This is a genomic window from [Mycobacterium] stephanolepidis (assembly GCF_002356335.1).
Taxonomy (GTDB): domain Bacteria; phylum Actinomycetota; class Actinomycetes; order Mycobacteriales; family Mycobacteriaceae; genus Mycobacterium; species Mycobacterium stephanolepidis.
Genome location: NZ_AP018165.1, coordinates 2,929,366 through 2,948,675 on the forward strand (window position 1 = coordinate 2,929,366; position 19,310 = coordinate 2,948,675).

20 protein-coding genes are annotated in these 19,310 nt (G+C 65.6%); 10 read left to right on the forward strand and 10 right to left on the reverse strand.

The window, feature by feature from the left end; genetic code table 11:
* Nucleotides 1–86: 86 nt before the first annotated feature.
* Entirely contained in the window at nt 87–407 is a 321-nt protein-coding gene (locus MSTE_RS14460) for a 2Fe-2S iron-sulfur cluster-binding protein (RefSeq protein ID WP_096502204.1), read from the reverse strand.
* Entirely contained in the window at nt 404–1,312 is a 909-nt protein-coding gene (locus tag MSTE_RS14465; protein WP_096502206.1) for a metal-dependent hydrolase, read from the reverse strand. The genes MSTE_RS14460 and MSTE_RS14465 overlap by 4 nt, the downstream gene beginning before the upstream one ends.
* A 180-nt stretch (nt 1,313–1,492) precedes the next feature.
* Between MSTE_RS14465 and MSTE_RS14470 the strand changes: the two genes are divergently transcribed.
* Both MSTE_RS14470 and MSTE_RS14475 read left to right on the forward strand, forming a co-directional pair.
* Entirely contained in the window at nt 1,493–2,221 is a 729-nt protein-coding gene (locus MSTE_RS14470) for a TetR/AcrR family transcriptional regulator (protein ID WP_162291651.1), read from the forward strand.
* Entirely contained in the window at nt 2,218–3,588 is a 1,371-nt protein-coding gene (locus MSTE_RS14475) for an ABC1 kinase family protein (RefSeq protein WP_096502208.1), read from the forward strand. Before MSTE_RS14470 ends, MSTE_RS14475 begins: the two co-directional genes overlap by 4 nt.
* Here the strand turns inward: MSTE_RS14475 and MSTE_RS14480 are convergent.
* Both MSTE_RS14480 and MSTE_RS14485 read right to left on the reverse strand, forming a co-directional pair.
* Nucleotides 3,585–4,016, reverse strand: a complete 432-nt coding sequence (locus MSTE_RS14480; RefSeq protein WP_096502210.1) for an SRPBCC family protein — start codon at nt 4,014–4,016, stop codon at nt 3,585–3,587. The genes MSTE_RS14475 and MSTE_RS14480 overlap by 4 nt on opposite strands.
* Complete coding sequence (locus tag MSTE_RS14485; protein ID WP_096502212.1) at nt 3,998–5,020, reverse strand: SDR family NAD(P)-dependent oxidoreductase; 1,023 nt, start codon at nt 5,018–5,020, stop codon at nt 3,998–4,000. The genes MSTE_RS14480 and MSTE_RS14485 overlap by 19 nt, the downstream gene beginning before the upstream one ends.
* A gap of 130 nt (nt 5,021–5,150) precedes the next feature.
* On the opposite strand from MSTE_RS14485, the gene MSTE_RS14490 reads away from it, so the two are divergent.
* Entirely contained in the window at nt 5,151–5,645 is a 495-nt protein-coding gene (locus MSTE_RS14490) for a DUF1942 domain-containing protein (RefSeq protein WP_096505902.1), read from the forward strand.
* 19 nt (nt 5,646–5,664) lie between these two features.
* Here the strand turns inward: MSTE_RS14490 and MSTE_RS14495 are convergent, their stop codons facing one another.
* A complete protein-coding gene (locus MSTE_RS14495) occupies nt 5,665–6,420 on the reverse strand; it encodes an FkbM family methyltransferase (protein ID WP_096502214.1) in 756 nt (251 codons plus the stop codon).
* 76 nt (nt 6,421–6,496) lie between these two features.
* Between MSTE_RS14495 and MSTE_RS14500 the strand changes: the two genes are divergently transcribed.
* Nucleotides 6,497–7,045 (forward strand): GNAT family N-acetyltransferase, encoded by a 549-nt coding sequence (locus MSTE_RS14500; RefSeq protein ID WP_096502216.1) that lies wholly within the window; start codon nt 6,497–6,499, stop codon nt 7,043–7,045.
* On the opposite strand, the gene zapE is transcribed toward MSTE_RS14500, so the two are convergent.
* Nucleotides 7,014–7,982 carry a cell division protein ZapE gene (gene zapE / locus MSTE_RS14505; protein ID WP_408645922.1) on the reverse strand — a complete coding sequence of 323 codons (969 nt, stop codon included), beginning with the start codon at nt 7,980–7,982 and terminating at the stop codon, nt 7,014–7,016. The two genes, MSTE_RS14500 and zapE, sit on opposite strands and share 32 nt — an antisense overlap.
* Before the next feature lie 141 nt (nt 7,983–8,123).
* Here zapE and MSTE_RS14510 point away from each other — a divergent pair, with 141 nt between their 5' ends.
* From MSTE_RS14510 to msrB, 4 genes are read left to right on the forward strand one after another with little or no spacing between them, the layout of a single operon-like run.
* Nucleotides 8,124–8,906 (forward strand): pyrimidine reductase family protein, encoded by a 783-nt coding sequence (locus tag MSTE_RS14510; protein ID WP_096502220.1) that lies wholly within the window; start codon nt 8,124–8,126, stop codon nt 8,904–8,906.
* Between the two features lie 28 nt (nt 8,907–8,934).
* The gene (locus tag MSTE_RS14515) at nt 8,935–10,476 is read left to right on the forward strand and encodes an alpha/beta fold hydrolase (RefSeq protein WP_096502222.1); all 1,542 of its coding nucleotides are present in this window, start codon (nt 8,935–8,937) and stop codon (nt 10,474–10,476) included.
* Nucleotides 10,477–10,522: 46 nt separating this feature from the next.
* Nucleotides 10,523–11,887, forward strand: a complete 1,365-nt coding sequence (locus MSTE_RS14520; protein ID WP_096502224.1) for a glycosyltransferase family 87 protein — start codon at nt 10,523–10,525, stop codon at nt 11,885–11,887.
* On the forward strand, nt 11,820–12,239 hold the full coding sequence (gene msrB / locus MSTE_RS14525) for a peptide-methionine (R)-S-oxide reductase MsrB (RefSeq protein ID WP_096502226.1): 420 nt from the start codon (nt 11,820–11,822) through the stop codon (nt 12,237–12,239). The genes MSTE_RS14520 and msrB overlap by 68 nt, the downstream gene beginning before the upstream one ends.
* A gap of 57 nt (nt 12,240–12,296) precedes the next feature.
* Here msrB and hemQ read toward each other — a convergent pair whose 3' ends face one another.
* From hemQ to hemE, 3 genes are read right to left on the reverse strand one after another with little or no spacing between them, the layout of a single operon-like run.
* Nucleotides 12,297–12,992, reverse strand: coding sequence for a hydrogen peroxide-dependent heme synthase (gene hemQ / locus MSTE_RS14530; protein WP_096502228.1), 696 nt, complete (start codon nt 12,990–12,992; stop codon nt 12,297–12,299).
* A complete protein-coding gene (locus tag MSTE_RS14535; RefSeq protein WP_096502230.1) occupies nt 12,985–14,361 on the reverse strand; it encodes a protoporphyrinogen oxidase in 1,377 nt (458 codons plus the stop codon). The genes hemQ and MSTE_RS14535 overlap by 8 nt, the downstream gene beginning before the upstream one ends.
* On the reverse strand, nt 14,358–15,458 hold the full coding sequence (gene hemE / locus MSTE_RS14540; protein WP_162291433.1) for a uroporphyrinogen decarboxylase: 1,101 nt from the start codon (nt 15,456–15,458) through the stop codon (nt 14,358–14,360). The genes MSTE_RS14535 and hemE overlap by 4 nt, the downstream gene beginning before the upstream one ends.
* Before the next feature lie 106 nt (nt 15,459–15,564).
* On the opposite strand from hemE, the gene MSTE_RS14545 reads away from it, so the two are divergent.
* Both MSTE_RS14545 and MSTE_RS14550 read left to right on the forward strand, forming a co-directional pair.
* The gene (locus MSTE_RS14545) at nt 15,565–16,101 is read left to right on the forward strand and encodes a DUF3000 domain-containing protein (protein ID WP_030093765.1); all 537 of its coding nucleotides are present in this window, start codon (nt 15,565–15,567) and stop codon (nt 16,099–16,101) included.
* Between the two features lie 22 nt (nt 16,102–16,123).
* The gene (locus MSTE_RS14550) at nt 16,124–17,326 is read left to right on the forward strand and encodes an HRDC domain-containing protein (protein WP_096502234.1); all 1,203 of its coding nucleotides are present in this window, start codon (nt 16,124–16,126) and stop codon (nt 17,324–17,326) included.
* A 56-nt stretch (nt 17,327–17,382) separates the two neighbouring features.
* Here MSTE_RS14550 and dxs read toward each other — a convergent pair whose 3' ends face one another.
* Nucleotides 17,383–19,308: a 1-deoxy-D-xylulose-5-phosphate synthase gene (dxs, locus tag MSTE_RS14555; protein WP_096502236.1), complete on the reverse strand. Its 1,926-nt coding sequence runs from the start codon at nt 19,306–19,308 to the stop codon at nt 17,383–17,385.
* Between the last annotated feature and the right edge of the window lie 2 nt (nt 19,309–19,310).

A 19,310-nucleotide genomic window follows, 5' to 3' on the forward strand; every position in this document is an offset into this window, starting at 1 on the left:
CCCCAGCTTATCCCCGCTGATTCATGCCCACCCGTGAAGGCCCGGCTACGCCTTCAGGGGTGCGCCACAACGCGCGAGGTCCTTGCTCACGCATCGAAGAAGATGTGCACCCGATCGGATTCCGGAAGCGTCTGGCACGCCAGCGTGAACCCCTCGGCCACCTCGCTGTCGATCAGAGACTCGTTCATCAGCATCCGCGTCTTACCCGATTGCACCGAGCACATGCAGGTGGCGCAGGCGGATTCGCGACACACGTAGGGCGCGTCGATACCCGCATCCAGTAGTACGTCGAGCAGCTTTTTGCCCGGCGGCCAGTCCAGAACGTGTGTACTGCCGTAGATTTCAACCTCCAGGACGGTATTCCCGGTGGCATCGCTGCCGGTGACTCGGATGGCCTCGGCTGTCACTGGCCCACCGCGCGGCGCCCCGGCAAGCGATCATTCAGCTCGCCCTCGGAACCGAAAAGGATTCCCTGCCACTTTTCGAGCAGTTCCTCGGTGTCGACATCGTCCGGATGAAATCCAGGCCGCATGTATTCGGCGATATCACGCATCAACCCCTTGACCAGCGGACCGCGATACACATCGATGGTCTGCCGCAGCACCGCCAACGGCTTCCATCCGCTCGGATCGGTGAGGATCGAGGCCAGGACGGCCAGTGTCATCACGGGCAGCGTGCCCGCCCAAATCAGCGACATCACACCAATGCGCACCGACTCCGGGCCACCCACCGAGCGATAGACGTCGAAAGCGACGGACTTGTGCTCCATCTCCTCCATGGCATGCCAGTTCAGCAGATGGTGCACCTCGGCGGACATCGGAATCTCTTGCAGCTCAACACTGGAGAGCACCCGCTGGGCAAGCACGGCTGTGTAGTGCTCGGCGGCCGCCGTCATCGCCAAATGTGCGATCTTGGGCGCACGTCTCTCCAGCGCGATGAGGAACTTCTCGCGCCGGCTGCCCTCCTCGAAATTCATGATCCGGACCAGGGGGTAGCCCATATCGATGATTTTCTCGTTGAGCTTGCGATGCTCGCGGCCGTGCATGGCCTCCTGCCCGATGAAGCCCGCCACCCGCTTCTTCAACACCGGGTCGGTGATCTGGTCGGCGTAGTTGCGCACGGACCTGATGAAGGATTCCTCGCCGGGAGGAAACGCGCCGGAAAGGAGCGACACCAAGTGACTGAAGACGATGTCGCCCTCGACATAGTGCTTCTTCATGGGGGCCGGATCACCGAACCGGAAGTTCATCCGGCGCACCTTGGGCAACTCACGCGCCGCGACACCTCGCCGGCCCTGCTCGACAACAGCCATGACGGAACTCCTTCCTGAGACGTCTCCATTGACGTCTGACCTGGCGATTCATAGTAGTACTCTGAGTACTACTGGTAGTATCCATATGGAACCGCGTGAGCACAATAGGCAGCACGTGTGTGTCGCCCGAACCGGCAAGACTCGGACCAGGCACACGTACCATCACTGGTGATGAGAGGCGTGGAGAGTGTGAGTACAGCCATCGCGTCGAAGGTCGGCCCCGTCGCCGCCCGACGTGGCGACCGCCGCAAGGTTGCCCGAGAAGAGTTGTTAGACGCCGCGTTTCGCGCCATCGACGCGACCGGCTCCACCGTCAGCATGGACGATATCGCCCGAGAGGCGGGAGTCGCCAAACCCAAGCTGTACCGATACTTCGAAGACAAGGCCGATCTGCACAGCGCCGTATTGGAACGCGTGCAGGACATGGTGTGGAACGCGGCCATGGATCGGATCAATCTGATGACCGACTCGGCCCGCGAATTGGTTGAGCACGGCGCCAACGAGTACGCCCGCATGATTTCTGATCACCCGAATGTGTTGCGTTTCATCGTGCACGGTCATTTCGTCAATTCCAGTGACGGCACCGAGCGTCTGGTGGAGACCGCGCAGCAGATGACGCATGACATCGCGGAGATACTGTCGAATGCGATCGACGACGAGACGGTGGACATCGACGATGCCGACCTGGCGGTCACCTCTGCCGCGGGCGCCATCGGCACCGCCACCGAATGGTTCTTGGGCCCCAATCAGCAACGTGCCGAACCGATGTCCATCGAGAGGTTCGTCGAATACCTGACCACCGTGCTGTCCGGACTTGCCGCGTCGATCGCCGAGTTCAACGGCCTGACGCTTGATCCCGACCAACCGTTGCATCTGGCGTTCACCAGCACACGCGGTGGCACCGCATGACCGACGGGATCCCCCTGGCACGCATCACCCGCGGCCGTGCGCTGGGCAAGCTCGCGGCCGGGCAGGCGGTGCGTACCGCAAGCAATCGCATCTCCATGATCGGACGATCAGAAAAAGCGCGCGCGCTACTCGCCGAGCGGTCCACACTGCAGGCGGCCGACCAGCTCGTCACCGTGCTGGGCAGCCTCAAAGGTTCGGCGATGAAGCTCGGCCAGCTGCTATCGATGCTGGAAGTGGACATGGTGCCGGAGGCCCATCGCGAACGCTTCCGGCAGAAGTTGGCACGACTGCGCGATCAGGCTCCACGTGAGCCGTTCACGGTGATGCTGCCGATCATCGAGTCCAACCTGGGCAAGCTCGGCAAGAACTTCCGCGATTTCGACGAGACTCCGGTCGCGGCCGCATCCATCGGCCAGGTATACCGGGCAGTCCTGCACGATGGCCGCGAGGTCGCGGTCAAGGTCAAATACCCCGGCGTGGACGACGCGGTACGCGCAGACATGCAGAACCTCGCGCTCTTCACCAAGTTCTGGCGCAAAGCCGTACCGACGCTGTCGAATTCGGCCTTCATGGAAGAGATCTCCATGAACTTGGAAAGCGAGCTCGACTACCTGCGGGAGGCACGCACGCAGCACGAAATCGCCGAACGCTATCGCGGACACCCCTTCATCGTCATCCCCGACTGTGTATCCGAAATGTGCACGTCACAGGTTCTCGTGACGGAGTTCCTGGACGGCCAGGCCTTCCCTGTCATGCAGACACTCCCCGACGATGAACGCAACCGGATCGGTGAGCTGATCTTCCGGTTCTATATCGGATCGCTGTTCCAGGACAACGACTTCTGCGGCGACCCGCACCCAGGGAACATCCTGCGTGCGGCCGACGGCACCATGGGATTCGTGGACTTCGGCCTGTACAACCGGATGAACCCAGAACACGTTGACTTCGAACGACACATCATGCGCGCCGCCACCGAGGGCCGCGCCGAGGACATGTACGAGGCGATGGTCGCGCGCGGGATCATCGACCCGCATGCAGACGTCAGCCCACAGGACTGTCTGGAGTACTGTCACGCGGCTTCGGGATGGAATCTCGTTGACGAGGAGATGACCATTACCCCTGAAATCGCCTCCAGTGCAATGATTCTTGCGGTCGACCCGCGCTCCGGCGAGTTCTCCGGCATGCGCCGCCAAAACCTGCCTCCCGAGCACATCTTCTCTCGTCGCGCGGATTTCTACACCTTCGGCGTGCTCGGTCAGCTCAATGTCACCGGCAACTGGCATCGCATCGCCCGCGAGTGGATTTACGGCGAGCCACCCGTCACGGAGATCGGAACCGCCATCGCGAAGTGGCGCGCGGCGCGCTAGCGCAGTAATCCGTCGATCGCGCGGCCGAACATCCACTGCCCGCCCGCCTTCGCCAACCGGTCGAAGACGCGGGGCAGACCTCGAATGCTCACGTCCTCGGTCCAGACCACGCGTGCACCACCGCCCTGGGCATGTACCTCGATCTCGGCCCACCCCAGGACAAGCGGGCCCGTCTTCTCCAACCGGCAGCGCCCCGGGCTCCCAACCCGCGGCGGCTCCCATCGGGTAACCGTCATCGGGTCGTCAAAACCTATGGCCCCTAACCCTGTTCGCCCCACAAACGTGGTGCCGACCCGGGCCGGCGGATCGCTCGTCACCGATACCGTTGTCAGTGGGATGTGCTCGCTGTGCCGCGGCCAGTCGGTGATGCGCTCGAACGCTTCGGCGACGGACAGCGCGCTGGTGCGCTCTATTCGGAGAAGGGCCATAAGCCGAACAACTTCGAGGTGGTCTTCTGTCTGCGCAACGCAATAATGGTGTCCGCCAAAGTTTCTCCCGGATCGCGGTAGGTGATACCGAGTTCACGCTCACTGGGCGAGTCGTCGGACCCGGGCATCTGCGTGTAGTACTGCATGCCTGCCTCGGTCATCGGGGTGCCGAGCGGCACATACCGGCCGAGCTGATCCATCACCGTCCCCGCCACGCGCAACACGGAGTCGGGCACCGGAACGGCCAGCACGGTACTGCCCGCCGCCTCGGTCAACAGATTCACCAGCTCGTCCACCTCCAGCCGATGGCCACCCGCGGTGTAGCGCCGGGGGCCATGACCGGGCTCCAACAGAGCGGCGTGCAAGGCGGCCAGATCTCGGACGTCGACCACCAACCATGCCGCACTGCGCCCCGGCACCGACCTCATCAACAGAGCCCAGCGCACACCTTCGGCCGCCTCACCGAACTGATCACCGACGGGAGGTCCGAGCACCATGCCCGGGTAGGTGATGGTCACCGGCGAACCAGAGTCCTGCAGCTCACGCACGTACAGCTCCACCCGCGCCTTGGACTGGCCGTATCCGTCGCTGCCTCCCGCCGCGGGCAGATCGGCCTTGAACGTCCGCAGACCGGGCCGGAACAGCGCAGTGATGCTCGAAACGTGCACGATCGGGTCCAACCCACGGTCAACTGCTGTCCCAAGAACGTTCTGGGTGCCCTCGAGGTTGATGGCCATCATCCGATCGGCCTCGGTGGGGTCGGTGCTGACCATGGCCGCGCTGTGCAGCACCGCATCGCATCCGTCGAGCGCCGTCTCGACCGATTCCCGGTCGGTGATATCGCCGACGGTGTAGTCGGATACGTCGACGCCCAGCGTCGCCACCGTGGTGTGCAACCGAGCTTCCTTACGCACCAGGAAACGGACCTGATGCCCGGCATCGGCAATAGCCTTCGCCGTCCATCCGCCCACGAATCCGGTACCGCCCGTGACCAATACGCGCATTCTCACGTCCCCTCCGGTTTGGCGGACCGCTCCAATCAGGACATGGTAGGTCGTCGGCGACCTCTTACCGGGCGAATACGGAAGAGCCATGTGGCACCGTCCCCGGCACGGCGTGTGCCAAGATCGCTGGGTGCGTCTACGCCCTGTACTCCGACTCCTCGCCGTCCTCGCCGCCATTGCCATGGCCTGCGCGCCGACCGCGACTGCGCAACCCGAACGCGTGGCGCCCATCGGACACATCGGAGAGACCCTGCATTTCGATTACGGCACCATCGGCGCCGATGTCACCGTGCACAACATCGAGCCCACCGGCGTTCCTGCCGGCATGGCTCCCCCACGCGGCATCATCTGGAAGGCGTACGTCACCATCCGGCCGACCAAGGTGCCCAACGCGTACGCGTTGCTGATGGCACTCAAACTCGGCGGCGTCTCACCGGAGACCGGCGATGCCTACGAGCCGCAACGCACCGATGAGCCCGACGATCTGAACTACGCGCTGCACAACGCCCCGCAGGGTTCGACCGTGAGTGGAGCGGTGTACTGGGATGTCTACCGCGGGCCCGTGCGCCACATCGTGCTGCGGTCGTCTCAAACCCAGGTTCACCTGGCTCAGTGGGACCTCTGATACACCTCGGGCGAGCTGCTCAGCGGGGCTGGAACAGGTAATTCCGGAAGCTCTCGGTGACCTTGTCGACGGGCCTCCAGGAGTCGGCACTCCATACCGACATCCGGTAGTCCCGCGCCGCGAACCACGCGACAATGTCCTCGGCGGTGCGCCCGAACCGCGCCATGTGGCGATCCTCGACCTCCAGCATCATCGCCGGCCGGGTGCGCTCAAGGGTCTTCTCACCGCTGACCAGAACGTCGAGTTCGGCACCCTCGACATCGATCTTCACGAAATCGATCCGTTTGATGCTCAACCGGTCACAGAACCCGTCGAACGTCTCGGTGTCGACAACCACCCGGATGTGCTCATCGAATTCGGCGTTCGAGCCCAGCCCGTCGGCCCCGGCATCGACGAAGGACCGACCGGTGATGGGCTTGCCATTGCGCAGCGGAACGCTCATGACCTGTTCACCAGGATTGGTGCCCAGCGCCACCGCGTGTCGGCGCACGTTCTGCGCACTGCGCAGACCCAGCGCCGCCGACGAGGTGGCGTGGGCGAACCGCAGCGGCTCCAAGCTGTACACCAGGCCGTCTGCCCCCACCAGACGCGCCAGCTCGGCCGTGTAGAAACCGGCAGCCGCACCCACGTCCAGGCACACGTCCCCGGGCTTGACCACCTGTGCGATACCCACCAGCTCGGTTTCCACCCAGGGTGTGGTGCGGGCGAGTGTGCGCAGGCCCTGCCCCACCACGGCGTCACGAATCTCGCCGAAGGCCGTCACGCGCCGCGTCATATGGTGCTCCTCAGGGTTGGTCATCAACATGGGTCGCCGTCTCGGAACCGCGCCAAGTATAGGTAGCGTGCCGGTCATGCCGATTCAGGTCAGCACCGCGACGGCTGCCGACAGCGCAGAAGTCGCGGCCGTCGCCGCCCGCACCTTCCCGCTCGCGTGTCCCCCCTCCTCGACACCGGAGGACATCGCGGCGTTCATCGAGGCCAACCTCAGCACGAGAAACTTCGATGAGTACATCCGGGAACACCGGGTACTGGCAGCACGCGAGAACGACGTCATCGTCGGGTACGCGATGCTCGTGGACGGCGTCGCCGAGGATCCCGACGTGCAGCGGGCCGTCACCCTGCGGCCCGCGATGCAGCTCTCCAAGATGTATGTGCTGCCCGAATTCCATCAGGCCGGCGTGGCGGGCGCGCTGATGGACGCGGCCCTTACCGAAGCCGCCGCGCGCGGAGCGACGGGAGTCTGGCTGGGCGTCAATCAGGAAAATGAACGCGCGCAGCGCTTTTACGCCAAACACGGCTTCAGCCGCAGCGGCACGAAAACGTTCCAGGTGGGCGAGCGCCTCGAGAACGACTACGTGATGCAGCGGGTCATAGAGAACTCGGTAGCGGCGCCGCGCTGAGCGCCAGCAGCCGCGAGGTGGCACGCAGGTACTTCTTGCGGAACCCGCCGGCAACCATCTCGTCGTCGAAGATCGTGTCCAGCTTGGCCCCTGAAGCCTCGACCGGAATGCCCGCGTCGTACAGACGGTCCGTCAGGGCCACGATCCGCAGCGCCACCGCCTGATCGTGCACCTGCTCCACGCCCGCGATGAACACCGCTGTCACCCCTTCGATCAGCGTCAGATAGCGCGACGGATGCATGCTCGCCAGGTGCCGGCACAGATCGTCGAACTGGTCGAAAGTGGCGCCATCGATGGACGCCGCCAGCTCACGAAGCTCGTCGTCGGTGTGCGGCTCGGGAGCCGGCGGTAGATCGCGATGCCGGTAATCGGGCCCCTCGACCCGCACCGTGTTGAAGATCGCCGACAGCGTGTTGATCTCGCGCAGGAAGTCCTGTGCCGCGAAGCGGCCTTCACCGAGCTGCTCGGGCAGTGTGTTGGAGGTCGCGGCTATCGACACTCCGCGCGCCACCAGCTCCGAGAGCAGCCGCGACACCAGCGTGGTGTTGCCCGGGTCGTCCAGCTCGAACTCGTCGATGCACACCACGGTGTAGTCCGACAACAACTCGATGCACTCCAGGAAGCCGAAAACTCCTGCTACCTGCGTTAGTTCTCCGAAGCTCGCGAACGCCTTGGGTCCGGGGACGGTGTGATAGATCGACGCCAAGAGGTGCGTCTTACCGACACCGAACCCACCGTCGAGATAGATCCCGACCCCGGGCAGTACCTCGCGCTTGCCGAACAGCTTCTTCTTACCCGCACGACGGATCGTCGCCTCCTGGGCGAAAGCGCGGCACGATTCCACCGCCGCGGCCTGCGTCGGCTGGTTGGGGTCGGGCCGATACGAGTCGAAACTCACCGAAGTGAACGTCGGAGGCGGCACCAGCTGGGCAATCAGCCGCTCGTTGGAGACGGTGGGGTGCCGGTCGGCAAGGTGCTGGAGGTTCCCGGGCGAGCGAAGCGACGGGGAATGGCCCGAAACGGCACCGGATTGCGGATCAGTCACACGGGCAGCGTAACGGCGTGTTGAGATCTCCTTGTGGCCGACAGTGACGGTGAACAGGTGATTCGGGGCTCGGCTGGGATACAGCTCACACAGCTGACGACCGGGACGCCCGTGGATCCCGGCGAGCTGGCCGACCTCTACGACTACCCCCGTGGCGATGCACTTTGTCTGCGCGCCAACATGATCGGCAGCCTGGACGGCGCAGCGACGGTGACCGGTTTGTCCGGCGGGCTTGGCGGCGACAGCGATCGCGCGGTGTTCGCGGCCATGCGCGCCAACTCCGATGTGATTCTCGTCGGGGCGGGCACCGTGCGAACCGAGCGCTATCAGGGCGCGCATCTGCCGGTAGGCCTGCGCCAGCGCCGCCAGGCCCGCGGGCAGGGCGAGGTTCCGGTGATTGCCGTGGTCACGGGGTCCGGAACGGTGGACCCGAGCACTCCCCTGTTCACCGAGTCGGAGGTCGCGTCCATCGTGGTGACGACGGCTTCCGGGGCCGCGAACGTTGCCTCTCGCGTGCCCGATGCGCAGGTCCTCGTCGCCGAGCATGCCGGGAAGGTCGATCTGCGCGCAGCGTTGGCAGAGCTGCATCGGCGCGGTCTGTCCCGGGTGCTGTGTGAGGGTGGTCCATCACTGCTCGGCACCCTGCTCGCGGCCGATCTCGTCGACGAGCTGTGCCTGACGGTGGCGCCCACCACGGTCGGCGGCGGCGGGTTCCGGATCGTGTCCAGCCCTGCCGAGGTACTCACGTCATGGCGGCGGGTGTTGCTGCTCGCAGATGCGGACGGCTACCTCTTCACGCGGCACGTCCGGGCTTGAGGAACATTCACCCGATACTGTGGTCGGCATGCGTGCACGGCTGACGGGGGCGATGGCGGTTGCCGTGATACTGGCTGGGTGTGCTCCCGGCCCCTCGGCGGGACCGCATTTCGCCATGGACGAGGGCCACGGAAATGTCGGCCCCGCCACCACGGCGCCGCCGGATGGCCCGCCGTCTATCGACAAGCCGAAGGTCGACCTGTCCTGGCAGGACTGCACCCGTGAGGTGCTCGGCAGCGCCAACATCACCACATCGCCGACGTTCACGCTCGAATGCGCCGAGTACAAGGCCCCGCTGGATCCGATCAACGGCGCACCGGGCAGCGTGACGTTGGGCGCGGTGCGCGCCAAGACCTCGCAGACACCTGCCGACGCGGGCCCGCTGGTGTTCACCACCGGCTCGGATCTCCCGTCCTCGGTGCAGCTGGCGACATGGCTCAACGGGCCCGGTGCACAGGTGCTCAAACAGCGTCCCGTCGTCGCGGTCGATCGCCGGGGTATCGGACGATCCGACGCCATCACGTGCCGTGACACCTGGGATCTGCGGGATATGCGGGACCTGGCGCAAAACCGTGGCGGAGACGATCCGGTAGCGAGCCTGGGCAAGATCGTCGAAACGGCGACCACCAACTGCACCGACACCATCTCCCCCGGCGACTCCGCCTACAACGACGCGCATGCCGCAGAGGACCTGGAGGCGCTCCGCGCCCAATGGGACGTGCCCAACCTGGCGCTCCTCGGCATCGGCAGCGGTGCCCGAGTTGCACTGGCGTACGCGGGATCCCATCCCAACAAGGTCGCCCGGCTGATGCTCGACTCGCCGGTGGCCGCCGATATCACCGCCGAGGCCGCCGCCGAGCAGCGGCTCAAGGGCCAGCAATCGGCATTCGACGCGTTCGCGGCCCAGTGTGTGGCGAACAACTGCCCGCTGGGACCCGATCCCGCGGGTGCCGTCGGCGACCTGCTGAACCGCGCTCAAAACGGCGGGCTGCCGTGGTCGCGCGCGACGGTTGTCAGGGCGATCACCACCGCGCTGGCATATCCGATCGGCGACGGCGCCGCCGTCGTGCAGAACCTTGCGAATGCGCTCAACGCGGCGCGCGGTCCCGATAGCGGCGCGCTCACCCCGCTGGTGGACCGGGCCAACGCGCTGCGCGATTCCGACGGGCAGTTCGTGAACTCGTGCAGTGACTCGCTGGCACGGCCCACCCCCGACCGGGTGCGCGAGCTGGTGGTGGCCTGGGGCAAGCAGTACCCGCTGTTCGGGCGCACGTCCGCCCTCGAACTGGTGAACTGCCTGCAATGGCCCAGCGGATCCAAGCCGAACCCTCCGCAGGACTTGAAGATCAACGTGCTCATCCTGGGCGGACAACACGACCCGATCTCCGGCAGCGAGGGCATCTCGGCGACCGCCGCGGTGATCATCAACGCCAAGGCGGCCAGCAAGCGCGTCATGTGGCAGGGCATCGGCCACGGCGCGATTGTCTACACCGGATGCGCACAGCCGCCCGCCCTGGCATATCTCAACGACGGAAAGCTCCCCGAGACCGACACGTTCTGCCCGGCCTAGTCGTACTTGCCGGAGCTGCACTGGGCGCTCAAGGTACGGTGCCTGCGTGGTGTCAGTCGATACGTTCATTTCGGGCTTCAAGAACTCGTTGAAACCTCCGACCGCACCGCCATCGGTCGCGACGATCCTGCGGTCGGTGCTGTGGCCCGTCGCGATCATGTCGATCATTCACCGCGCCTACGTGCTGGGCACCAACGGCTACATCACCGACGACTTCGGGCCGGTGTACCGGGCCGTCATCGCCTTCAAACGGCATCAGCCGGTGTACAACGAGAACTTCAGCTACGTCGATCCGCATTACATCTACCCACCCGGCGGCACGCTGCTGCTCTCCCCGTTCGCATATCTGCCCGTTGACGCGTCGCGGTACTGGTTCATCAGCATCAACGCCGTCGCCATCGTGATCGCGGCCTACTTCCTGCTGCGGCTGTTCAACTTCACGCTGGCCTCGGTGGCCGCGCCCGCGCTGCTGCTGGCCATGTTCTGCACCGAGAGTGTCACCAACACACTGGTTTTCACCAACATCAACGGCGTCATGCTGCTGCTCGAGGTGCTGTTCTTCCGCTGGTTGCTGAATGGGAACGCGAAGTCCGATTGGCTGGCCGGTGTCGCGATCGGGCTGACGCTGGTGATCAAACCGCTGCTGTTACCGCTGCTGTTGTTGCCGCTACTCAACCGGCAGTGGCGGGTATTCGTGGCCGCTTTCGGCATACCCGCGTTCTTCAACGCGGTCGCCATGTTCGGCCCGCACAAGGTCAGGATCGTCGACGGCTGGGACTACTTGCGGCGCACCGTGAAATACCTGGGCGAAACCCGCGATTACTTCAACAGCTCCATCGCCGGAAACGCCGTGTACTACGGGCTTCCCGCACCATTGACCGCCCTGCTGCGCATCGCATTCCTACTGATCGCCCTGGTGAGTGTGTGGTTGCTGTACAAGTACTACCGCCGCCGCGACCCCCGGTTCTGGGCGCTGACCACCGGCGGTGTGGTGCTGACGGCGTCCTTCCTGCTGCTGGGGCTGGGCCAGGGCTACTACTCGATGGCGCTGTTCCCGTTCGTGATGACGATCGTGCTGCCCAACTCGGTGTTGCGGAACTGGCCGGCCTGGCTGGCGATCTACGGGTTCTTCTCCATGGATCGCTGGCTGCTGGTGCATTGGCCCACCACGGGACGCGCCCTGGAGTATCTGAAGATCACCTACGGATGGTGCCTGCTGCTGATCGTCGTGATGATGGTGCTGGTGCTTCGGTATCGGGATGCCAAGGCCGCTGGCACACTGGATAGCGGGCTGGATCCAGACTGGATGAGCGCGGCGATAGGCACTAAGGAGTCAGCGGACGATGACGACATCGAACGACCCGAAGGTCAATCTGACCGACGAGCAGTGGCGGGAGCGGCTGACTCCTGACGAGTTCGCGGTGCTGCGCCGCGCCGGTACCGAACGCCCGTTCGTCGGTGAATACACCGACACCAAGACCGAGGGCGTGTACGCCTGCCGGGCGTGCGGGGCCGAACTGTTCCGCAGCACCGAGAAGTTCGAATCCCATTGCGGCTGGCCGTCGTTCTTCGACCCGGCCGACTCGGACGCCGTGATCCTGAAGCCGGACAAGTCACTGGGCATGCGCCGCGTCGAGGTGCTGTGCGCCAACTGCCACAGCCACCTGGGGCACGTGTTCGAGGGCGAGGGATACCCCACGCCCACCGACCAGCGCTACTGCATCAACTCGATCTCCCTGCGCCTGCAGCCCGCCGAAACCTAGGTTGTGGTGGTTTCGTCTCGCACAAATTCGCCATAACCTCGGTCTCGGCGAAATGGTCTAGGGCAGGCGGGCGACGAGTTCCTCGGCAGAGACCCGCGGGCCGGTGAAGAACGGCGTCTCCTCGCGCACGTGCAACCGGGCCTCGGTGGCACGCAAATCGCGCATCAGGTCGACAATGCGATACAGCTCGGGCGCCTCGAAGGCCAGCAGCCACTCGTAGTCGCCGAGCGCGAAGGCGGGCACCGTGTTGGCACGCACATCCTTGTAGGCACGCGCGGCAATACCGTGATCGGCGAGCATCTTGCGCCGCTCCTCATCGGGCAGCAGGTACCAATCGTAGGAGCGCACAAAGGGATACACGCAGATGTAGGCGCCGGCCTCCTCCCCCGCGAGAAACGCCGGGATGTGGCTCTTGTTGAATTCGGCGGGCCGGTGCAGGGCCGCATTGCTCCATACCGGGGTGATGGCCCGACCCAGGGCGGTGGTGCGACGGAAATCGCTGTACAGCGCCTGCAGCTTCTCGATGGACTCGGCGTGTGACCAGATCATGAAATCGGCGTCGGCGCGCAGACCGGCCACGTCGTAGATGCCACGGACCACGACACCATCGTCCTCATGCCGTTTGATCAGGGTGGCCACCTCGTCGGCGGCACTGTCCCGGTCCTCGCCCAACCCCCCTTCGCGCACCTGGAACACCGAGAACATCAGGTAGCGAATGGTCGAGTTGAGGGTGTCGAAATCGAGGCTAGCCATGCCCCCATCGTGCCACGCTGTCCTGTACCGCTCGAGAGGCGGAGGACACACAAGCCGGTACCCCGATGCCGTCCAGGTACGAGCCCGCCACGGCGATCCCCGACGGCAACCCGGCGCGGATGGCATCGGCGACATCGGCGTGGCCGGGACCGTACTGCGGCATCGCGTCGATCCAGCGGGCCAGCGCCGTATCGATGGGCGTCACCGACGCACCCAGCACGGTTTCGAGATCGGTGACGGCCCAGTGCCGCAGCTGATCGTCGCTGGTGGCCCGCGCCACGGTGTCGCCGAAACGCCCGTAGGACAACCGCACCACCTGGGTGCTTCGTCCGCGCATTCCCCACTTACCGGTCGAGAACGTTACGGCCTTGGTGTGCAGGGCTTCTCCGGATGCCACGAGCACCCCGGAGTTGGCCGGAATGGGGGCGTCACCGGGCAACGTCAGTGCCACGACCACCGAGGACGCCACCGGGACGGCCCGGGCCGCCGCCGCCGATTCGGGTGCCACCGCATCGAGGATGTCCGCCGCGCGAGGCGCGGGCACCGCGACAACGACCACGTCCGCGTGATCGGATGCGCCGTCGCCGGTTACCGCCCAACTCTCACCGTCACGCGCGATGCCGGTCACCGCGAGCCGCCGATGTTCGGCGCGGGCGCGGCGCCAGAGTTCTTCCACCAGCACCGCGTAACCGCCGTCGATCGCACCGAAGATGCCGTTGGCCGAGATCGGCGGCAACGCCTGTCGGGCTGCGACCAGCAGGCTGCCCGCCCCCTCGTCGAGGGCACGGGCGATCCCGGGCGCCGCCGTGCGCAGGCCCGTCGTCGCGGCCGAACCCGCGTACACGCCACCGAGTAGCGGATCGACGAGCCGCGCGACCACCTGCGGCCCGAATCGCAGCGAGACCAGGTCGGCAACGGTGGGATCGGCTCCCACGGTCCAGTGCATATCGCGCTCAGGCTCGCTGTCGATGCGCGCCACGGTCTCCTCGTCGACGAGACCGACCACCGAGGACCCCGAGGCCGGTATGCCGTTCACCGTCCGCGCGGGCAGCGGGTGCAGACGACCGCCGGCATAGATGAGCGGTCGTGCGCCGGTGGTGTCGATCCTGCGGTCGGCCAACCCCAGTTCATCCAGGAGATCCAGCACCTCGGGACGCCGGGTGATGAATGCCTCGGCGCCGATGTCGACCCGATGCTCGCCCAGGGTGATGGTGCGAAGAATTCCACCCAGCTGCTCGGCGGGGTCGTACACGGTGATGCGCGGGTCGTCGCCGAGCTCGCACCGCAGCCGATACGCCGCGGTCAGCCCCGAAATACCGCCCCCCACAACGGCAATGGAAGGTGCGGACGACCGCGTCGCTGAGGTCACAACGAATGCACCAGCGCCACCGCATCGGTGAGGACCACCGGATCGGTATCCGGCAACACCCCGTGTCCCAGATTGAAGATATGTCCGGCGGCACCGGCGGCCACCGCCCGGCCGCCCTCGGCCACGATCCGGCGCACCTCGCGCTCCACCACAGGCCATCCGGCCAGCAGTACTGCCGGATCAAGGTTGCCCTGCAAGGCTTTTCCGGCGCCGACCCGACCCGCCGCCACATCCAACGGGGTGCGCCAGTCCACACCGACCACAGTGGCGCCGGCCTCCCCCATGGCACCCAATAGCTCGCCGGTGCCCACCCCGAAGTGCGTCATGGGTACGCCCGCGTGGGCGAATTCATCGAAAATCCTTGTGCTGTGAGGTAACACGGCTGAGCGGTAGTCGGCCAGCGACAACGCGCCTGCCCACGAGTCGAACAGCTGCAGCGCGTCCACACCGGCGTCGAGCTGTGCACGCAGGAACGCGATGGTGACATCGGTCAACGCGGTCATCAACGCATGCCAGGTCTGCGGGTCGCCCTGTAGCAGCGCCTTGGTGCGCTGATGGTGACGACTCGGTCCGCCCTCGACCAGATAGGAGGCCAGCGTGAAGGGGGCGCCGGCAAAACCGATCAGTGGGGTCTCGCCCAGCTCGGCGACCAGCAGCCGCACGGCGTCACTGACGGCCTCGACCTGCCCGGGCTCCAGGCGTGGCAGCTTCGCCACGTCGGCGGTGGTGCGCACCGGATTGGCGATCACGGGACCCACATCGGGAACGATGTCCAGATCGATGCCGGCCGCTTTGAGCGGGACCACGATGTCGGAGAACAGGATGGCGGCATCAACCTGGTGCCGACGGATCGGCTGCAGCGTGATCTCGCAAACCAGTTCAGGATTAAAACAAGCGTCCAGCATGGCGTGGTCGGCGCGCACCGCACGGTACTCGGGCAGCGAACGCCCGGCCTGCCGCATGAACCACACCGGGGGATGGCTGGGAGCCCTTCCGGCGGCAGCCGCGAGATAGGGAGAAAGCGGCAGTTCACGACGGGTTTTTGCCTGCGTCGCGCGATCTTCGTTCAATCCGGTCATCACTGCCCATGCTGCCATGGCAACCTTGCACGGCGCGCCTGCGGGAGCATGTCGGCCCGGCGCGCTACCGTCCATTGCTGTGACGTCTGCCGAACCAGCCCCGTTCCGCGCGGCGGTCGACGCGATGAACTCCGTGACCGTGCGTCCGGAGATCGAGCTGGGCACTATTCGTCCCCCGCAGCGATTGGCTCCGTTCAGCTATGCGCTCGGCGCGGAAATCAAGCACCTCGACACCGATAACGTGCCCGAACAATCCGAGGGTGATGCGTTCGGCAGGCTAATCCTGCTGCACGACCCGGAGGGCGACGAGGCATGGAACGGCACGATGCGGCTGGTCGCCTACATCCAGGCCGATCTGGACGCCACCGAAGCCGTGGACCCGTTGCTACCGGAAGTTGCGTGGAGCTGGCTCGTGGATGCCTTGAACACCCGCACCACGGATCTGACGGCGTTGGGTGGCACCGTGACCGCAACCACCTCGGTCCGCTACGGCGATATCGCCGGCCCGGGGCGCGCTCACCAGTTGGAACTGCGGGCGTCCTGGACCGCCACCGGTACCGATATCGAGACCCACGTCGAAGCATTCTGCGAGGTGTTGGAGCACGCGGCCGGCCTGCCACCGGTAGGTGTGACCGACCTGGGGTCGCGCCACCGCGCTTAGCGCCTACGCTGCTGACTCAGATATGGACACCGAATCCGAGCTTCCCGAACCGACGCCACTGCTTCGCCCCGCCGAAGGGGTGCCGCCGATCACCGCCTCAACGGATGAAATCCGCATGGCGGCAAAACGTTTGGCATCCGGAACGGGCGCATTTGCCGTCGACGCGGAGCGAGCCTCGGGATTCCGATACTCCAACCGGGCCTACTTGATCCAGATTCGTCGACGCGGCGCCGGCACGGTGCTGCTGGACCCGACCAACGTTCCGGACGCACTCGGACCAATCGTCGAGGTGCTGGGCGCCGACGAGTGGATCTTGCACGCCGCCGACCAGGATCTGCCCTGCCTGGCCGAATTGGAGATGAGACCGCCGTCGGTCTATGACACCGAATTGGCCGGCCGACTGGCTGGGTTCGAGAAGGTGAACCTGGCCGCGATGGTTCATCGACTGCTGGGGCTGGGTCTGGCCAAAGGACACGGCGCCGCCGACTGGTCTAAACGGCCGCTACCGGACGATTGGCTCAACTACGCGGCACTGGACGTCGAGGTGCTCGTCGAGCTGCGCGAGAAGATTGCCGAGGTTCTCGCCGAGCAGGACAAGACCGAATGGGCCCGGCAGGAGTTCGAGTACCTTGCCCACACACCGGCCTCGGCGACCCGACGGGACAACTGGCGTCGCACCTCGGGAATCCACAAGGTACGCAAGCCCGGACAGTTGGCGGCGGTACGCGAATTATGGCTCAGCCGTGACGAATTGGCACGCGCACGCGATGTGGCTCCCGGCCGCACGCTTCCCGATTCGGCAATCGTCGAAGCAGCCATGGCAGACCCGAAGACACGTAACGAGCTGATCGCCCTCCCCGTCTTCGGCGGCCCCCGGCAAAAACAGCAGGCCGATCGATGGCTCGCGGCGCTGACGAAGGCACGCAACGCAGACACCCCGCCACCGGTGAATGAACCCACCATCGGGCCACCGCCGGTATCGCGGTGGTCACGACGCAAGCCCGAGGCCTACGCCCGCCTGGAGGCCGCGCGCGCGGCCCTGTCGACGCTCTCTGAGCAGATCGCGGTACCCGTGGAGAACATCGTCACCCCGGAGATCGTGCGACGCCTCTGCTGGGACTGGGACGGCAGCGGGGACGTCGAGGAACTACTCGCCGGGCACGGCGCACGCCCATGGCAGCGGGAACTGACGGTCCCGATACTCAGCGAGGCACTGACCGCTTAAGCAGGCGATTCTCGCCACTCGCAGAGCGCATCGAAAAGCGGAGTCTCATCGGATAACTAGTCGACCTGCTGCGTAGCGGGGTTCACGGTGCTCTCCCCGATCTCGCGGCTCATCGCGGCCACCCACCCGGTGATCTTGCGGGCAATGTGCTGATCGGTCAAACCAAGCTGCTCAAGGACCTGACCCCGCGATGCGTGATCCAGGAACTGCTGCGGCACACCGATATTCCGGGCCGGGATATCCACATCGGCATCCTGCATCGCCGCGGTTACCGCGCTACCCGCTCCCCCGTGTACGCCGCTGTCCTCCAGGGTCACCACCAATCGGTGCTGGCGAGCCAGCTCGATCACATGGTCGGGCACCGGAAGCACCCAGCGCGGGTCGACGACGGTCACGCCGATCCCCTGCTTGCCGAGCCTCTCGGCCGTCGCCAACGCCGTCGACGCGAACGAGCCGACCGCCACCAGCAGCACATCGGCGTGCAATCCGCTGAGTGGCCGCGCCAATATGTCGACACCATCGCGGCGCTCGACCGCCGGGATATCCTCGCCGACTTCGCCTTTCGGGAACCTCAGCGCGGTCGGTCCATCGTCGATCGCCAGGGCCTCGGTCAGCTCTTCGCGCAGCCGCGACGCATCACGCGGGGCGGCGACGCGCATCCCGGGCACCACGTTCAGGATCGACAGGTCCCACATGCCGTTGTGGCTGGCCCCGTCACTTCCCGTAATGCCGGCCCGGTCCAGCACGAACGTCACCGGAAGCTTGTGCAGCGCAACGTCCATCATCACCTGATCGAACGCACGGTTCAGGAAGGTGGAGTAGATCGCGACCACGGGGTGCAGGCCACCCATCGCGAGCCCGGCCGCGGAGGTGACGGCGTGCTGCTCGGCGATACCGACGTCGAACAGCCGATCGGGGAAACGCTCACCGAACTTACTGAGCCCGGTGGGGCCCGGCATGGCCGCGGTGATCGCCACGATGTTGCGGTGTTCGCTCGCCACCTCGATGAGCGAGTCGGAGAACACCGATGTCCAGCCCGGCGCCGAAGCCTTGATGGAGCGGCCCGTTTTCGGGTCGATGATGCCGGTGGAATGCATCTGCTCGGCCTCGTCGTCCTCGGCCGGCGCGTACCCCATACCCTTGCGAGTGATCACATGCACGATGACCGGGCCACCGTAACCGCGGGCGCGGCGCAGCGCATCCTCCACCGCTTGCTCGTCGTGTCCATCAACGGGCCCAACGTATTTGATGCCCAGATCGGTGAACATCACCTGCGGCGACACCGCGTCTTTGACCCCCACCTTGAGGCTGTGCATCAACGCGTACGCCAGCGGTCCGACCACCGGCATGCCACGCAGCAGCTTCTTGCTCTCGTCGAGCACCTTCTCGTATGAGGGGGTGAGCCGCAGCCCGGCCAGGTGCGAGGCGAGCCCTCCGATGGTCGGCGCGTAGCTGCGTCCATTGTCGTTGACGACGATGATGATGCGCCGATGCTCGGCGGCGGCAATGTTGTTCAGGGCCTCCCAGCACATACCGCCGGTGAGCGCGCCGTCGCCGACCACCGCGACCACGTGTCGGCGGCGTTGCCCGGTCAGTTCAAATGCTTTTGCGAGTCCATCGGCGTAAGACAGCGCGGTCGAGGCGTGGCTGGATTCCACCCAGTCGTGCTCGCTTTCGGCACGCGATGGATATCCAGACAAACCGTCTTTCTGCCGCAGCGTGTCGAAGTCGCCGGAACGCCCGGTGAGGATCTTGTGCACGTACGCCTGATGACCGGTGTCGAAGACAATCGGGTCATACGGGGATTCGAAGACACGATGCAGGGCCAGAGTCAGCTCGACGACGCCCAGGTTGGGTCCGAGATGGCCACCGGTCGCGGCGACCTTATGAATCAGGAACTCGCGGATCTCGTCGGCGAGTAAGTCCAGCTCTCGCTTCGAGAGACCCTGCAGGTCACCCGGTCCTCTGATGTCGTCAAGCATCA

What these genes read in the sequence shown, in the direction of transcription:
- hemQ (WP_096502228.1), bottom strand. Translation starts at nt 12,992, where the DNA reads ATGGCTAGCCTCGATTTCGACACCCTCAACTCGACCATTCGCTACCTG.
- MSTE_RS14515 (WP_096502222.1), top strand. Translation starts at nt 8,935, where the DNA reads ATGCGTGCACGGCTGACGGGGGCGATGGCGGTTGCCGTGATACTGGCT.
- MSTE_RS14485 (WP_096502212.1), bottom strand. Translation starts at nt 5,020, where the DNA reads ATGCGCGTATTGGTCACGGGCGGTACCGGATTCGTGGGCGGATGGACG.
- MSTE_RS14465 (WP_096502206.1), bottom strand. Translation starts at nt 1,312, where the DNA reads ATGGCTGTTGTCGAGCAGGGCCGGCGAGGTGTCGCGGCGCGTGAGTTG.
- MSTE_RS14500 (WP_096502216.1), top strand. Translation starts at nt 6,497, where the DNA reads ATGCCGATTCAGGTCAGCACCGCGACGGCTGCCGACAGCGCAGAAGTC.
- MSTE_RS14550 (WP_096502234.1), top strand. Translation starts at nt 16,124, where the DNA reads ATGGACACCGAATCCGAGCTTCCCGAACCGACGCCACTGCTTCGCCCC.
- MSTE_RS14480 (WP_096502210.1), bottom strand. Translation starts at nt 4,016, where the DNA reads ATGGCCCTTCTCCGAATAGAGCGCACCAGCGCGCTGTCCGTCGCCGAA.
- MSTE_RS14475 (WP_096502208.1), top strand. Translation starts at nt 2,218, where the DNA reads ATGACCGACGGGATCCCCCTGGCACGCATCACCCGCGGCCGTGCGCTG.
- msrB (WP_096502226.1), top strand. Translation starts at nt 11,820, where the DNA reads ATGACGACATCGAACGACCCGAAGGTCAATCTGACCGACGAGCAGTGG.
- dxs (WP_096502236.1), bottom strand. Translation starts at nt 19,308, where the DNA reads ATGCTTGACGACATCAGAGGACCGGGTGACCTGCAGGGTCTCTCGAAG.
- MSTE_RS14545 (WP_030093765.1), top strand. Translation starts at nt 15,565, where the DNA reads ATGAACTCCGTGACCGTGCGTCCGGAGATCGAGCTGGGCACTATTCGT.
- MSTE_RS14495 (WP_096502214.1), bottom strand. Translation starts at nt 6,420, where the DNA reads ATGACGCGGCGCGTGACGGCCTTCGGCGAGATTCGTGACGCCGTGGTG.
- hemE (WP_162291433.1), bottom strand. Translation starts at nt 15,458, where the DNA reads ATGGCAGCATGGGCAGTGATGACCGGATTGAACGAAGATCGCGCGACG.